The organism is Pseudobacillus sp. FSL P4-0506, assembly GCF_038003025.1.
Taxonomy (GTDB): domain Bacteria; phylum Bacillota; class Bacilli; order Bacillales; family Domibacillaceae; genus Pseudobacillus.
In genome coordinates, this window is record NZ_JBBOOI010000001.1 from 3085387 (window position 1) to 3100682 (window position 15296).

At 40.3% G+C, this 15296-nt stretch carries 13 protein-coding genes; 5 read left to right on the top strand and 8 right to left on the bottom strand.

The window, feature by feature from the left end; genetic code table 11:
* Position 1: 1 nt before the first annotated feature.
* Positions 2 to 1006 carry a DUF3231 family protein gene (locus tag MKZ02_RS15475; protein WP_340854348.1) on the bottom strand — a complete coding sequence of 335 codons (1005 nt, stop codon included), beginning with the start codon at positions 1004 to 1006 and terminating at the stop codon, positions 2 to 4.
* A gap of 124 nt (positions 1007 to 1130) precedes the next feature.
* On the opposite strand from MKZ02_RS15475, the gene MKZ02_RS15480 reads away from it, so the two are divergent.
* Positions 1131 to 2147, top strand: coding sequence for a DUF3231 family protein (locus MKZ02_RS15480; protein WP_340854349.1), 1017 nt, complete (start codon positions 1131 to 1133; stop codon positions 2145 to 2147).
* A 215-nt stretch (positions 2148 to 2362) separates the two neighbouring features.
* Here the strand turns inward: MKZ02_RS15480 and MKZ02_RS15485 are convergent, their stop codons facing one another.
* The 4 genes from MKZ02_RS15485 to MKZ02_RS15500 all read right to left on the bottom strand — a co-directional run bounded on the left by MKZ02_RS15485 (position 2363) and on the right by MKZ02_RS15500 (position 6665).
* Positions 2363 to 3427 (bottom strand): Ger(x)C family spore germination protein, encoded by a 1065-nt coding sequence (locus tag MKZ02_RS15485; RefSeq protein WP_340854350.1) that lies wholly within the window; start codon positions 3425 to 3427, stop codon positions 2363 to 2365.
* The gene (locus tag MKZ02_RS15490) at positions 3424 to 4509 is read right to left on the bottom strand and encodes a GerAB/ArcD/ProY family transporter (RefSeq protein ID WP_340854351.1); all 1086 of its coding nucleotides are present in this window, start codon (positions 4507 to 4509) and stop codon (positions 3424 to 3426) included. Before MKZ02_RS15490 ends, MKZ02_RS15485 begins: the two co-directional genes overlap by 4 nt.
* Positions 4510 to 4527: 18 nt before the next feature.
* A complete protein-coding gene (locus tag MKZ02_RS15495; protein ID WP_340854352.1) occupies positions 4528 to 6030 on the bottom strand; it encodes a spore germination protein in 1503 nt (500 codons plus the stop codon).
* 527 nt (positions 6031 to 6557) lie between these two features.
* Entirely contained in the window at positions 6558 to 6665 is a 108-nt protein-coding gene (locus MKZ02_RS15500) for a YjcZ family sporulation protein (RefSeq protein ID WP_340854353.1), read from the bottom strand.
* A 578-nt stretch (positions 6666 to 7243) separates the two neighbouring features.
* Here MKZ02_RS15500 and MKZ02_RS15505 point away from each other — a divergent pair.
* The 3 genes from MKZ02_RS15505 to MKZ02_RS15515 all read left to right on the top strand — a co-directional run bounded on the left by MKZ02_RS15505 (position 7244) and on the right by MKZ02_RS15515 (position 11677).
* Entirely contained in the window at positions 7244 to 7474 is a 231-nt protein-coding gene (locus MKZ02_RS15505) for an ABC transporter (RefSeq protein WP_120030822.1), read from the top strand.
* A 278-nt stretch (positions 7475 to 7752) separates the two neighbouring features.
* Complete coding sequence (locus MKZ02_RS15510) at positions 7753 to 10917, top strand: hypothetical protein (protein WP_340854354.1); 3165 nt, start codon at positions 7753 to 7755, stop codon at positions 10915 to 10917.
* Positions 10918 to 10933: 16 nt separating this feature from the next.
* A complete protein-coding gene (locus MKZ02_RS15515; RefSeq protein WP_340854355.1) occupies positions 10934 to 11677 on the top strand; it encodes a glycoside hydrolase family 16 protein in 744 nt (247 codons plus the stop codon).
* A gap of 90 nt (positions 11678 to 11767) precedes the next feature.
* On the opposite strand, the gene MKZ02_RS15520 is transcribed toward MKZ02_RS15515, so the two are convergent.
* Entirely contained in the window at positions 11768 to 12256 is a 489-nt protein-coding gene (locus tag MKZ02_RS15520) for a hypothetical protein (protein WP_340854356.1), read from the bottom strand.
* A 234-nt stretch (positions 12257 to 12490) separates the two neighbouring features.
* On the bottom strand, positions 12491 to 13654 hold the full coding sequence (locus MKZ02_RS15525) for an MFS transporter (RefSeq protein ID WP_340854357.1): 1164 nt from the start codon (positions 13652 to 13654) through the stop codon (positions 12491 to 12493).
* Positions 13655 to 13793: 139 nt separating this feature from the next.
* Here MKZ02_RS15525 and MKZ02_RS15530 point away from each other — a divergent pair, with 139 nt between their 5' ends.
* A complete protein-coding gene (locus MKZ02_RS15530) occupies positions 13794 to 14552 on the top strand; it encodes a TrmB family transcriptional regulator (RefSeq protein WP_120030811.1) in 759 nt (252 codons plus the stop codon).
* A 67-nt stretch (positions 14553 to 14619) separates the two neighbouring features.
* Here the strand turns inward: MKZ02_RS15530 and MKZ02_RS15535 are convergent, their stop codons facing one another.
* Entirely contained in the window at positions 14620 to 15249 is a 630-nt protein-coding gene (locus MKZ02_RS15535; protein WP_340854358.1) for an HAD-IA family hydrolase, read from the bottom strand.
* Positions 15250 to 15296 lie beyond the last annotated feature (47 nt).

The following is a 15296-nucleotide window of genomic DNA, read 5'->3' on the forward strand; positions in this document are numbered from 1 at the left end:
TTTAACCCCCTGCTAAGTCTTTTCGGTTTGGAGCGGAAGGCGGCTTTTCCACCCAACCATTTTCAATCATTATTTTAGCCCCGTCGAGCGAGTATTCTCCTACTTCAATCATTAATCGGCTGTAAGCAGCTGACAGATCTTTTCTGGAACTTCCTCCAATACTCCTTCCATAAAAACCGCTGCCCGCGTTATACAGAGCGGCCGTATGGCTCATCATTAATTTGTCGGAAAATACGGCCTCCACCGAATCAGTCACTGTGAAGTGGGAAGCAGTAGGAACGGGCAAGTTGCTCTCCTCTAAAAATTTCGCAAATACGGCACTATGATGCTGCCCAATCTCTGCTCCTCTTTCCATGTATTTTCGAATCTCCTTTGAATGGGCTGTTTGTGAAAAACCTGTTAACAACGCACTTCCCAGTGTATTACGGTATAAATTCATAAAAAGAAAGGAAATTTCTGTGCTTGTTAAAGGCCGCTGCTCACCCACCCAACCGGCCAAGAAGTGCTGCTTATGAACAAACTCTGTCACCTGCGGATAAGGAATATAAGGCGGACGAATATACAGCCCTTTGTTCAGCAATATATCTACAGATTGATTGAATAATTCAGTGGCTGCTTGTAAGCAAAGACTAAAAAATTCCCGAATGTCTTGTCTGGCTGTAGTCGGTAAAGCAGTGGCGTATGCATTCAATCCCATGACCCCTATGTTACTCACATAATGCAAGATGAATTCATCGCTGTAGAGCCTCGGCGCTCGCACATTGACATCTTGTTCACTAAAAGCCACAGGAATAACGATGCCTTCTGCTCTAAATATGCTCTCCTCTTTTTTCATACGCGTTTGGGCCGATTCCAGAGCAAACTTTACACAATCTTTTATGTCGGAATCTTCCACATGATTCAGAAAGTACGAAAGCACACAAATGGACAATGTATCACTCACGTATGCTCCAAAAAGTGAGGATAACTCACTTGATGTTAATTTAATATGATCATGACTTGTCACTTAACCATCCCCCTACTTCAACTTATCAAGTAAATCTAGCATAGTGTCTCCCCAAAAAGGAAAAGTTATGATTATCCTGCAGCAGACACGAAAAATAATTACTATTTACTTTGTGGAGGTTACGATGAAAATTAATAAAGAAATTCCTCTTACCGCAGCTGAGATCGCTTCTCTTTGGACTTCCTATATGAACGACAGCATGTCCAAATGCATACTTGGCTACTTGCTCAAACATATTAAAGACAAAGAAATCAAGCCTGCTATCCGCTTTGCTTTTGACCTGTCATCCAACCATTTAAATCAGCTCCATACTTTTTTTAATCAAGAACAATATGCAGTCCCAGATGGGTTTACTGATAAAGATGTTAATATGGATGCCCCATGGCTGTTTTCCGACGTATTCTGTCTAACCTATGTGAATGAAATGGCAAGAGCCGGGATGCTGGCTTATAGTGGTTTTCTCTCTATGAGTGCAAGAGCTGATATACGCGATTACTTTACAAAAGGATTAATGGAGACTTCTTCCCTTTACAACCAAACGACAGAGATTGCTCTTTCCAAAGGAATTTACCCTAGACACCCTGTGATTGAAGTTCCAAAAGAAATTGATTATGTAGATAGTAAAAACTATTTAAGCGGATTAAATCCTTTCAATAGCAAACGTCCATTAAATGCTGTAGAAATCTCTCACCTTTATCTGAATATAGTGACAAATACAGTCGGGGTTAAACTGTGTGTTGGCTTTGCCCAAACTTCACCATCTAAAGAGATCAAAGAATTTATGATGCGAGGAAAAGACATTTCCAAGAAGCATATTAAAATCTTTGCTGATACACTTTTAGAGAATGAGCTTCAAACCCCTCAGCTTCCTGATATTTCAGTTAGCGATTCAACGACTCAAACATTCTCAGACAAACTAATGATGTTCCATATGTCTCTTCTAAGTGCGACAGGAATAGGCAATTATGCAACTGCTGCTTCTGTCAGCCAAAGAAGTGACTTGGTGGTTAATTACGAACGGTTGTCACTGGAGATTTCCCGGCTCGCCAAAAGTGGGGCTGATATTATGATCAAGCATAACTGGCTTGAACAGCCACCCGGAGTACCCGATAGAGAACGTTTGGTCAGGGAAAAGGAATAAATCGGACACATGGCGCTTCTCATCTTATGGTAAAGAATGCCTTGCTCTAAACTGCTCCCATCCTTTTCGATTTCCACCTATGAGTTCGACTCTCCTCAGAGAAAACTGCCAAGGATAGATTTGTTGTCCTGCCCGCATCCTTGGCAGCGCATTTCTTAAAGAAAGAATGCATTTGGTATCATTCGTCCATTTTCTTTAAGTCTACGTTATGAAACTTACTGAACAACCCCGCTTTCCAAAACGACCACATCGGTATTTACTTGAACCGTGACATCTTTATATTCTTCTTCCCATTTTTTAAAATCAAAATTTCTCGTTTGCTGCTTGGCTTTGCGTCCCAAACCAATCGGGTCAATGCCAAGATACTGAAAATGCTTGATTTGTTTTTTTGTGCTCTCAGTAATTTGCTGAGCGAATGCCTTTTCAAACTCCTTTATTTTTTGAGGGGTTAAACGTCTCCCTCTGTATTCCTGAATAATCCCTTCTATCTTGATATTAATCGTAAAGCTAAAAGGATTTTTTTTGCTTACTTTTATTTTATTTTCTGAACGAATGCTTTTTATGGTAGCCCGGTCGCCGGCTAATTTGACTGTTTTCGTTCCGGCGCTGTATTTGTCAACGAGCAACTTAAAATAGAACATATCATCAGCGGAAACTTTATCAATCAGGCGCCCTTGCCAATCTAATAAGCCAATGCCCGAAATATCGATTCTATCTTCATTCAGCTTCTTAACCATAGGCAAGTAGGCGGTCTTTCCTTGCTGGGTGTAATTATACACAAATAAATGAAGGTTCGTTCTCGGGACGTCTCCGCTTGCAATATTGTGTTCTAATGTCTCTGAAATGTATGTCGCATTTCCCTGTTTTCCATAGTCCCCCTCTAACATCTCCTGAGCTCTTCCCTCTGAAATAGCAAAGTAGACTCTTGATCCAATTCTTGCATCCCGGACAAAAGCATCGCTGATCTCAATGATCTCTTTTTTTGCAATGGCTTCACTAAAAAGTACGAGTTTCAGCGAGCCATACACAATGGTTGCGTCTGATTGTCTTTGGGCCTTATTTAATATATTGACACTCGATTGATCCACCACGCTCATCGTTACATTTTTAGTTGTTCGATCTGAACTGTATTCTGCCAGCAAAATCGTTCCGCGGATTTTATTGTTCGATGCTGTGTCATACCCTACTCCTCTTTCTGTATGAACTTCATCAATGATGCTTTTTTGAATACACCCCGACAGGAAAAAACAAAGAATAAGCAAAACACCTTTTTTGATCATTTCTTTTTCACCTTCTTCACAATGAACAGCAAGATAAAGAGAAGAGGAATATAAAGATAATTGATAACAAACCCGACATTGCTAAAATAATCATTCAGTTTATCCACTTGAATCCTTGTCTCCAGCTGCGGAGTGATAAAAAGAAAAATGCACAACACCCCGATAGCAGATTTCCGTTGTTTGATTTTCACTGTCTGTTTAAACAATCGGCTGGCACACCATAAATAAATGCAGACGTTTGGAATAATAATAATGTTCCAATTGACGACTCCGATATATTCCAAGCGCTCTATAAATGGAAATTGAACAATTTTTAGCATGGACAAGGTAGGCCATATCGTTTCCTGTAATTGCTCTTCGCTAAAATAGGCGAAAGAAAGAATTGTCGAGTACAGATAAACAATCGTTGTAAATAATAGACCAAAGTGTGCCCACTTTTTTGACCGCTGGCCATTTTGTATAAAAGGGTAAAAGACTAAAAGCGTTTCGTACCCTAACGTAATTAACGTTAAATCCCTTGAAGCCTGCAATATCTCTTTTGTGGAATGCTCATATATTGGAAAAAAGTTATAAAAATCAGTGTAAGGAATGACAAAGAGAAAAACAATGAGAAGATAGATCGGCAAAACAACAGAAAAGAACGATAATCCGCTAATGACACGAAACCCGCCGCTGACAATATAAAAAACAAGCAAGAAAAAGAAAAAAGTAAACAAGAATACGCTTAAACCTGGAAACATCCATACTTGTACAAGTTCAATATACGTACGCGTGACCGTAAGAAGCCCCAGCAGAAAATAACCAGCAAAGAGTAGATTGAACAGCTTGCCGAGCCACTTGCCAAATACTCGCTCATGAATAGAGGCTAAACCAGCATCTTCCTCGTTGAGCATTTTATATATCATAAACATAACAATATGAGTCGCAACGCCGGCAATGATGACCGATATCCAGGAGTCATACCCAGCGCTTTTGGCAAGCAACTGCTGAAAGCCGAGAATCCCTACACCGATCTGTGTTGAGATAATAACAAAAAAAACAATAAAAGGATCTATCTTCCTTTGTGCTTCTATTGGCTGCATACAAAAAACCTCCGCTGGTTACTCTTCAATATCATGACGTTTTTTTTGCTCATCCGGTTTAAAGCGGATCGGCTTCTGTGCCTGCAAATAAGATGGACGCCGGATTTGTTTATCAAAAGACATTCTAATGAATGAATCTTTTAAATCTCTCCACCTTGGCGGGTACAGTGGTTCAAAGTAAGGGCGCCCTAATGACGTAAGACGAAGCAAATGAGTAATCACAATAAGCAAACAAAAGACGACCCCAAGCAGTCCCCAAAGCTGAGCAAACAAAAGAAAAGGAAAGCGCAGAAAGCGGATCACATTGCCCATTTTATAGACTGGAGTGGCAAAAGAAGCAAGAGCGGCAAGAGCCACTAGAATTAATAAAACATTACTCGTTAAGCCTGCTTCAACAGAGGCTGTCCCGATAACAATCCCGCCAACGATACCAATGGTTTGCCCAATTTTAGTGGGCAGCCGTGCTCCAGCTTCCCTGAGCAGTTCAATAACGAGCTCAAGAATAAGCGCCTCTATCACAGGCGGAAAAGGAATCGCCTGTCTGGAAGTAATCAATGTAGCCATCAAGTCTTTGGGAATCAGCTCATAATGATAGGTCAACACGGCTACATACATCGGCGTAATTAAAATGGAAAATACAACAGCAAACAAGCGAATTAAACGCAAGGCAGAAGCCATCATCCAATTTAATAGATAATCTTCAGATGAACTAAAAAACTCCACCAGGTTGGTCGGACCGATTAACGCATGAGGAGAGCCGTCAACTATGACAATCAATTTTCCTTCCACAAGCGCGGATGCTGCTCGATCGGTTCTCTCTGTATCAAGCATTTGCGGAAATAATGATTTTTTATTGTCAGCTACAATTTGTTCGATATAGGCACTATCGTTAATCAAATCAAAGTCAATTCGCTGTAGCCGTTCACGCATCGTATTGACGTTTTCCAGATTGGCAATATTCTCAATATACAAAAGCGCCGTTCTTGTTTTCGATATAGAACCGATCGTATACTCTTCGATCATCAGCTCCTTAACGGGCAGCCTTGTTCTTAAAAGGTTGATGTTTTTATCAATCGATTCAATAAATGCTTCTTTTGGGCCAATAACAGCCGTTTCCACCTCCGGAGGGGAGAGCGAGCGAACGAGTGTTTCTTTAGCATCAATAAAAGCAAAACATCCTTTCTCGTTATTTGCTTTAAGTACGAGATATCCTTTAAAAAGCTTGTCCTCAATGAGCCTTTCATCTGTCTCCACTTGTACGTCTTCAATTGGAAGGATCTTTTTTACATCTTCAATGGATGCAAATGGCTTTTCTAATAAGTACGGCAAAACATCCTTTTCCACGACCTTCTCGTCTATAAGAGTAGAGATATAGCGGATGGAGAAATGGAGACCCGTCTCTTGATTGTAATAAAAAGATTCTTTTTCATCTTCCGACTTAGCAGGTACATTATCCGTTTCTTCAGCATGCTGTTCTTTTAATTGTGATTGTTTTTTTCTTTTTTTAAAGAAAAACTCCATTGCGACCCTCCGCTTTGTAAGTCCTTGCTAAAATATTCATCCAGCTTTCCTCTCAGTCATAAAGAAATGCCGTCACATTGATGTATGGATGCTGGACTTTCAACTATTCAGTTTCCTACAGTTCTTCTCTATATATGCTTACCGCTTCACTCTATTTATTGTTCATTTCTTCCTTGAGAGCAGTATAGACAAAAAAAAGCAATTATTAAACATGCTGAACACGCCGCTAATTTGTAGTCAATAAAAAATAGGCTGTTTTCGTAAACTTTATTGCTATTTCGTAAAAAAGGGTGGTTGATTTCCACTTCCGGATGCTCCAATTAGCTTCTTTATCAACCGTTTGCTTTCTTACACACAGTTAAATCTTTTAGAAAAGAGTCTGACAAAAAAACTGTATGGTTTTTAGTATAGATAGCAAGCAGAGGACACCTGCTTGCTATGTTCTGCCCTTTGCCAGCTATTTATGAAAACAAGGAGGCAGCCTGGTTACTTGTCTGTTCCTTGTTTTATGACATTTCTTTCACTGATCACCAGAATCCTGCACCGCCACCAGCATAAGCAGCTCCAATAATGATCAACAGAATAAACAACACAACAAGTAATGCGAAGCCTCCACCATAACCTCCTGCACTCATTAAGCGCACCACCTTTGTTATAAGCTACTATAGCTTATGAAAGTTCTCCCAAATTCGGAATGAACATTGAATAATATTCTTTGGTGATCAGGCAGATAAAAAAACAATCAACATTTAAATCAGGCAAATAACGAAAGAGAATTTCATTACTAAAGCGGTATGTATGAAACAAATATTAAAATCGATTTTCATGGATTAGTTGTCAGTTATCCGGGGGCATTCACGAGGAAGCTTTAAGACTGCCTTAAAGCTTCTATAAGGTAGTGATGATGCTTTTGGTGTCCCCTGCGATTCGCCCGCTAAACCGGCCACCTATTACGCCCCACCTTTCAGCTGGCCGGCTATTGAGACAAGATGGCGGGTGCTTGTAAATGCCTATTTATGAAAAAAGGCGAACTTCTGTTACTTCGCCAGCCTCTCAGGATGTTCTTAAGTGTTGGCGATACCTTCAATATCCTCCCTGTATTAGAGAATGACCCTTTTTATGCTTCTTTTCGCTTTTTTATAAACCAAAACCCATTTATCGGCATAACTATATTATAGAACCACTATTCCTGTTAAAAAGGAGGTGAACTTCTATGAGCAATGGGTTGAATGGCAGCATTTCTGAAATTTTCCTTGGATTTCTAACAGGCGTGGCTTGGCTCCTCTTGTCAGTATTAGGGGTAACTTCTACTTTCTTTGGACTAATTGGCCTAGGAGAGATCGCTGATATTTTAAGTACGATCCTTGCAATAGTTGGATTTCTTGCCTTCCTTCTCTTCGGGGCATCGATATTCAGAAGAATCTGGCGTAATACCTTTCGATAATCTTAATGTACAAATTTAAATATCGTTTAGTCCCCTTTAACAGCTGCGTTATAAAGAGGCTGTTAAAGGGGACTCTTTTGCTTTTAAAGTTTTTGAGAAAATTTGTCAAATGATCTAAACAGAAACATGAAGAGGAAACTGAAAGGGAAAATGAATCTATGGCTCACTCTATTATTTCTTCTACGTTATTTAGATCCATGAACGGTTGTTTATTTTATAGCTAAAAGAGAGATATAATAAGCAGAAACCATTTACAATTCTAAAAGGAGGTAGATAAGATGAGAAAGTGGCTTTGGTTGGTCATTCTACTTTTTATTATCACATCCCCTATACTCATTTGGCACGCCAAACCTACCAAAAAGATAAATCTATTAATCTTTGATAAAACGGTGCCTGACGACACGTTCCGGGAACACCAAGGTCTGACGTGGTTAGTAAACTATAAGAAATATAATCAGCCTTCAGGCGCACCTTATAGAAAGGAAACAGATTACGCGGGAACCGTGCCAATTGCCGAAAAAAAATATACAGATCGAACTATCTCGCAATTATCCAACTCACCGCAGCTCATTTATACAGCTGATACATATGGAATCGATACTTCCCACTCTAAAGGCTCCCGTGGGGGAATAAGCAAAAAAGAATGGACGGAGCTGCAAGAGCTTTATTATGATCAGCAACCTGTATGGGTCTCAGAATACAATAGCTTTGCTTCCCCTACTTCCAAAGATATACGTAATGATTTTCTAAATTTCTTGAATATCGATTGGACGGGATGGATTGGACGCCGCTTTGAAGAGCTAGATCCGGCCAAAAACAAGGAAATTCCTCGTTGGGCCATTGAGGCATACGAAACTCAAGAAAAGCACAAATGGAAAAGCTCTGGTCCTGGCTTTTTGTTTATTCACGAAAATGGAAAAATCGTTGTACTGGAGAAACGGCATCTGAAATCTGATAAATTGACTGTAAAATTTACAGCTCGCGGAACGAAGGAATTCAATCTGAAAGAAAGCCCTCGTTATAATTATTGGTTTGATGTCATTACTCCGCGGAATCAACAAGAGGTGATGGCCAACTATGAATGGAAACTAAATAATAAAGGAAAAAAACTTCTCAGTGAACATGGAATTCCTGATACGTTTGCGGCCGTCACTAAAACAGAAAAAAACGGCTCTCCCGCCTTTTATTTTGCAGGAGACTATAATGACATCAACAACTTGCCGTCTTTTTATAAAGTTACGGGCCTCATTAAAGTGAAAAGCCTATTCACAAGCGAAAACTCAGCAGATAGTGATGCTTTTTACTGGAACACTTATGCTCCGATGATGGAGACGCTTATTGATCGAGCATCCCGCATATCTCCGAAAAAGACACAAGCTGTCAAAACGGATAAAGAAGAAGTAGACGGCATTTCCATCAATGCTAAAGTAGCCGATGACCGTTTCCAAGTTTTAAAGAATGGAAAATGGGAGCCCCTAACGATTAAAGGGGTCAATATGGGAATGGGAAAACCAGGCGCATGGCCGGGAGAAGCAGCCATCTCAGAAGAAGAATACTATCGATGGATCAAGCAAATCGGCGAAATGAACGCCAATGCCATCCGGGTATATACTCTTCACCCTCCTGGATTTTACCGGGCTTTAAAACGCTATAATGAACAAGCCGAAAAACCTATTTATTTATTCCATGGCATCTGGATAGATGAGGAGCCGCTTGAAGAAAAGCTGGATGCCTTTGACGGTGGAATTATGAAACAGTTTAAATCAGACATTAGGACCATTGTAGATGTAGTGCACGGCAATGCAGAAGTTCCCGAAAAACCGGGACATGCCAGCGGTTCATATAAAGCAGATGTATCACCTTATTTAATCGGATGGATTGTTGGAATTGAATGGTATCCGGATATGGTCGACCATACGAACAAAAAACACCAGGAAAAAGGTGATTTCACCGGCACATATATGCAGACAAAGAAAGCGCAGCCGTTTGAATATTGGCTCGCCTCCATGATGGATTATACCCTTCAGCAGGAAACCAAAAATTATGGTACGCAGCACCCTATCAGCTTTACAAATTGGGTGACAACGGACTTACTCGACCATCCTTATGAGCCTCTTGAACAGGAAGATCTAGTCGGAATCAATCCAAATGTCATTCATCCGACAAAACAACTGAAAACAGGCTATTTCGCTGCCTATCATGTCTATCCGTATTATCCGGATTTCTTAAATATCGATGAAAATTATTTAAAGTATAAAGATCATCGCGGGAAAACCAACAGCTACGCCGGATATTTGCACGATTTGAAAAAGGCGCACACGATGCCCGTATTAATCGCTGAATTCGGCTTGCCTGCTTCACGAGGCATTACCCATTCCAACCCCTATGGCTGGAATCAAGGCCATAATAGTGAAGAAAAACAAGGTAAGGTCGTTACCGAACGCTTTGAAGATATTATCAAAGAGGGTTACACTGGAGGACTGGTATTCAACTGGCAAGATGAGTGGTTCAAGCGAACGTGGAACACAATGGAATTCGATGACCCGAATCGTCGCCCGTATTGGTCAAACGCTCAGACAAACGAACAGCAATTCGGCATCGTTAGCTTTGACCGTTTAAAAATTCGTGTTGATGGGAAAACCGGTGATTGGGACAAAGCAAATGTTATCCCTGTACAATTAAAGAAAAATAGTGCCATTAAACAAGCGTTTATCACTCATGATGAAAGATATCTTTATGTTCGGTTGGATTATAACCAAACACAAGCAGCTGGAATGGATACCACTCTTCTAATCGACACGATAGCTCAGCAGGGCAATAAAAACATTTCTTATAATGGGGGCATTACCTCGGAACGCGGAATTGATTTTCTATTGCGGCTGAATGGAAAAGACGATTCGCGCATGCTTGTGGACAGTTACTATGACAGTCACTACTTTATGTATGGGGAAAAATTAAACCTGATTTCTAAGAAGCCTTATGCTTCTAAAAAGAATAACGGCACATTTCATAAAATCGAGATGGCGTTAAATAAAACATTAATCAACCCGGTTACTAAGCAGCGCTATCCTTTTGAATCGTTCGAAACTGGAAAGCTAGAAAAAGGAAATGGCAATCCAGACAGCAAAAATTATAACTCTCTAGCAGATTATGAAGTAAATGAAAAAACGGGAATAGTCGAAATTCGCATTCCGTGGATGCTGCTTAATGTAAAAGATCCGAGTACAAAAGAAATTGCCGGCGACTACTGGAAAGACGGCATGGAAGCCTCCAAGAAAATTAAGGCGATCTCTTTTGCGGCAATAGCCGGCTCAGAACCAATTCACCTACGTGCTGACGATTTCTTTTCTTACAGTTGGAAACCATGGGAGCAACCTCAATATGAAGAACGCCTAAAGCAGTCGTATTCAATTATAAAAAGAGAGTTTGCCAAATACGAATAATGACGGAGACATACAAATGAAAAAGATATTACTTCTTTCCAGTTTCTTTTTGTTTATGACTGCTTTTTCATTGGTTCTTCTCTTGTCACTAAAGGAGAATAGGAATATTCGTGACTTATTTTCAGAAAAAGTACATTTTACTCGATCCACTACTGATACTTTTCATACATGGAACGATCAAAGATGGGAAGTTAGAGAACGGTTTAAACTAGGTCGTGGTTACTTGCTCTCTCAACAAATTGAACATACTCCCGGGAGCGTAAAGATTAAATTAAATCATCAAACGGCAGATGGCGGTGAGATACGGACAAGGAACACTTTTCAATACGGACAGTTTGAAGCGGCCATTAAAGTCGCTCATGCATCGGGCTCTATTACAGGATTCTTCCTATATGCGCCGCCTGATCTGCATCACGAGATTGATATTGAAATTTTTAATGAGCCAGAAAGCAAAGCGCTCTTCACTATTTATCAGGATGGCAGAGTAGCGAAACAGCAGGAATATACTCTCCCCTTTGACCCAACGGAGGAGTTTCACGATTATCGAATGGACATCCTCCCTGAAGAAACGCGTTTTTTGATCGATGGGAAAGTCGTCCAGTCTTGGGAAGGAAATTTCAGCTCCTCTCCGATGCAGCTGATGATCAATAGCTGGTATCCTTCATGGCTTGATATCCAAGGGCCGGCATTATCAGCCACTGTGATTAACAAAGTCAGCTATAAACAAATGAAAAAACCAACTGGTATGGAGAAAGAATAAGTCTTTTGTGACTAAAGCGGGGAAAAATAAATAATTAGCATTAAATTTCACAGCAAAAATCCGGCATGAAACATTTCTGCCGGATTTTCTTTACTTTTCGTTTTTACGGACACTTTCATTAGGGTTGTCCCTCTTTATTGTAGATAGCAAACCGACCATCACGGCCAAGAGATGGATAAAGAAAAAAGTATACGCATTAAAATAGATACTATTTGTATATTGATTAATCCATCCAAAGCGATAAATCTTTGATTGAGGATGATCCGGAGGGCCTCCCAATTCAACAACCAACTCATTTTTATAACTAATAACCAACAGTATTAGCAACAGGCAGCTTGCCGTAGAAAGCACGAGAATTAGTGCTCTCATCTTCCATCCCCTCACACTGCCTCTTACTAACTTGTAGGTTAAGAAGCAGCTGATAGCAAAAATAGGTGAAAATGCTAGAATAACTAGCATGCCAAGATTTCCATTGCCGGAAGTTTCATCAGGCTTTATCGTAAATAAATGCTCTATATTGTAAAATCCTAAAAAAGAAAGAAAGAGACTCATCAACCAAAAGATATGGCCCTTTTTCAATAGGATATCCCCCTTTTATTACGCTGCCTGTCGTCCCATCCAAAAGTTATTCAGCCCTTATATTTTACAATACTTGCTTAATAACAGCCCCTTATCGGAGAAGATCACTGTTTTTTTGCCCATGATTACGAGCGATGCACAATGAATCCCCTATTTATCTTTTGCTCTCTCGAATAACACCTGCATATCTTCCGCATTAAACTATACAGGCTTTCTGGCCTTCTTCGTTGCTCTTCATTCCTCCACCGCTCCTGCTTTTTTGCTTTCTTTGGCAATAGAGAAAATGGCTGCCGCCAGAGCAATTAAAATAAACACTCCGCCTACACTCGCATTATGTTCGATAGAGGCATGTTCAATGACGAGCCCGCCGATGAATGAACCGAAGGCAATGCCGAAGTGAAGAGCTGAATTATTCAAGCTTTGCTGAATATCTGCCGTTTCAGGAGAAATTTCTATCAGATAGCTCTGCATGGCTGGTGTGATGGCCCAGCTTAGCATGCTCCATACAATCATTACAATCAAAAAGAGTGGCAAAGCAAATGTGGTATGGGGAATAGCAAAAAGAGTTAAAGCAAATAGAACAAGCACGGAAAGAATCGTCCTTTTTGCGCCAAACCGATCTGCCAGCATCCCGCCAAGTCCGCCTCCTAAAACGGCCGCTACGCCGAAAACTAAATATACAATGCTTACCCACGTGCTCTCCAAATGTAAAGATATCTTTAGAAAGGGAGTCAAGTATCCGTAGAGTGTTAAATGGCCCGCCAGGAATAAGAAAGAAATGAACTGGGCAAGAAGAATTTTTCCATCTTTCAGCGTTCGAAGCTGTTCTCTAAACGGAATCGATGGCCTGGCTTCTAGTTTGCCCATGAAAAAGTATACCCCTGCTATTGAAAACAAAGTTAACAAGCAAATAAGGACGAACGGAGCTCTCCACCCAAATGTATTTCCAAGCATTAACCCGATTGGGACGCCAAGCACGAGAGAGGCGCTAATGCCCATAAACACTACTCCAATTGCCCGGGCACGGTAGGCAGCAGATACGATGTTTGACGCCATCGTTACACAGAGCACAACGAGCAGCGATCCGCTTGCCGCTGAGAGTACACGAGCAAACAGCAGCATACCATAAACAGGACTGATGGCAGCTATCCCATTGCCAATAAAGAAGATAAGCAAAGCAAGCAATGTTAATTTTTTCCGCTCAATTTTTGACGTTATTGTCAACAAGATGGGCGCTGAAATAGCGAATATAAGTGAAAATATCGTGATCAAAAAACCAGCCTTCCCCAGACTTACATGCAAATCTTCGGCTACCAGATCCAATAGCCCTCCAATAATTAATTCAACCATTCCGACAACAAACGAAACGATAGTGAGCAAATATACCCTTTTATCCATACAAGCACGCCCTTCTCAAAAAGTTACTACTAAAAGAGTAACTTTATTGAAGGGGAAAAACAAGAAAAAATTTTTCGGCAACGTGGAGTTTTACGATTGTGTTATGATATTTGTAAAAAGAGGAATAAGGAGCCAAACCATGCTTCAACAATTCGGATTTACTCAATATGAAAGCAAAGTGTATGAATCTCTTGTCTCAGCTGGAGAGCCATTAGATGCTACAAATATCGTGAAATTATCCGGCGTTCCCCGTGCAAAAGTATATGAAGTGCTTCATCGAATGGGAGAAAAAGGAATGATTCTTGAATCAACGATCGAAAAAAAACGGCTATACGCCGCCCTTCCTGTTGAATCAACGATCGAAAAACTGAAAGCTGATTTTGATTCACATATTGATCAATTGCGACAAACTAGAGTGAAACAAACAACAACCGATGATCGTGTCTGGACGCTAAAAGAAAATCATTCCATTCAGGCTTTATTGAAAAGTATGATCCAAAAAGCATCCCAGTCTATTCTCATTTCTGGATGGTCAGACGACTTTTCTGCTTACCTTCCTCTTCTCGAAAGCAAATCCTGTGAAGGGGTAGAAGTAAAAGTGCATGTAATCGGTGAAATTCCGACAGCTATCCCTTCGGTTACCACACTGATCCCAGATATGAATCATCAGCATTTGGAAAAAAGCCGAATTTTGATAGTGGATGGGGAAGAGATGTTATTTGCAGGGATTGAAGATAATAAGTGGCAAGCCATTCATACCTTCTCTAGACCACTAGTCAAATTCTTCACTGAATTTTTCTATCATGATGTAGCTTTGACGAAAATTACTGATAAGTATAGGGAAACCATTATGAAAGACCCATCCATTCGCGATTTACTGCTCACACTAAGATATTAATTGATAACAGGCTGCAGCTTAGTCAGAAATTGACTGGCAGCAGCCTCCTTATTTATGTTCTGAATGCTTATATATTTTCTACGGTTGCGAGCACATCTGATGGCTGCCGGGCAATATAGTCGGGATTCGCCTTTAATGCAATGGCCTCATCGTCATATCCCCAAGCCACCCAAACAACTTTGATCCCTGCCCTTTTACTAGCAGAAATATCCCTTTCCTCATCACCGACATATAAAACATCGGACGGCTTTAAACGATGTTTATTCATTAATTTTTTCATCAATTTGTCTTTCGTGAAAATATGCTTGGAGCATAAGATGTCCTCTATATAATCAATTTGATGAGCTTTAAGCGAGCGAGCGATAATATCCGTCGCGTTAGATGAAATAATAGCCATTTTTATCCCTTGTTGGTTAAGTTGGTCAAGCATGTCTTTGATCCCTGGATAAAAAGGAAGACCCTTCTCTGACTTCCTTAAATATCGATAAAGCTTTGGAGCAGCCAATGGAATGCTTCTCATTGGAAAATTTAAATGCCGGCATCTTTCGGGAATGGTCATCTTCTTTAACAAATCAATGTCCTCTATCTTCATTTCACGGTATCCCTCTTTTGCGGCAAGGTCATTATAACCCGCAATAAATAGCTCAATTGAATTGGCCAGCGTCCCATCAAAATCAAAAACCATATATTTCACCATAATTATCCCCCCTGTAATTTCCTTGATAGTCGAATGATACCATTACT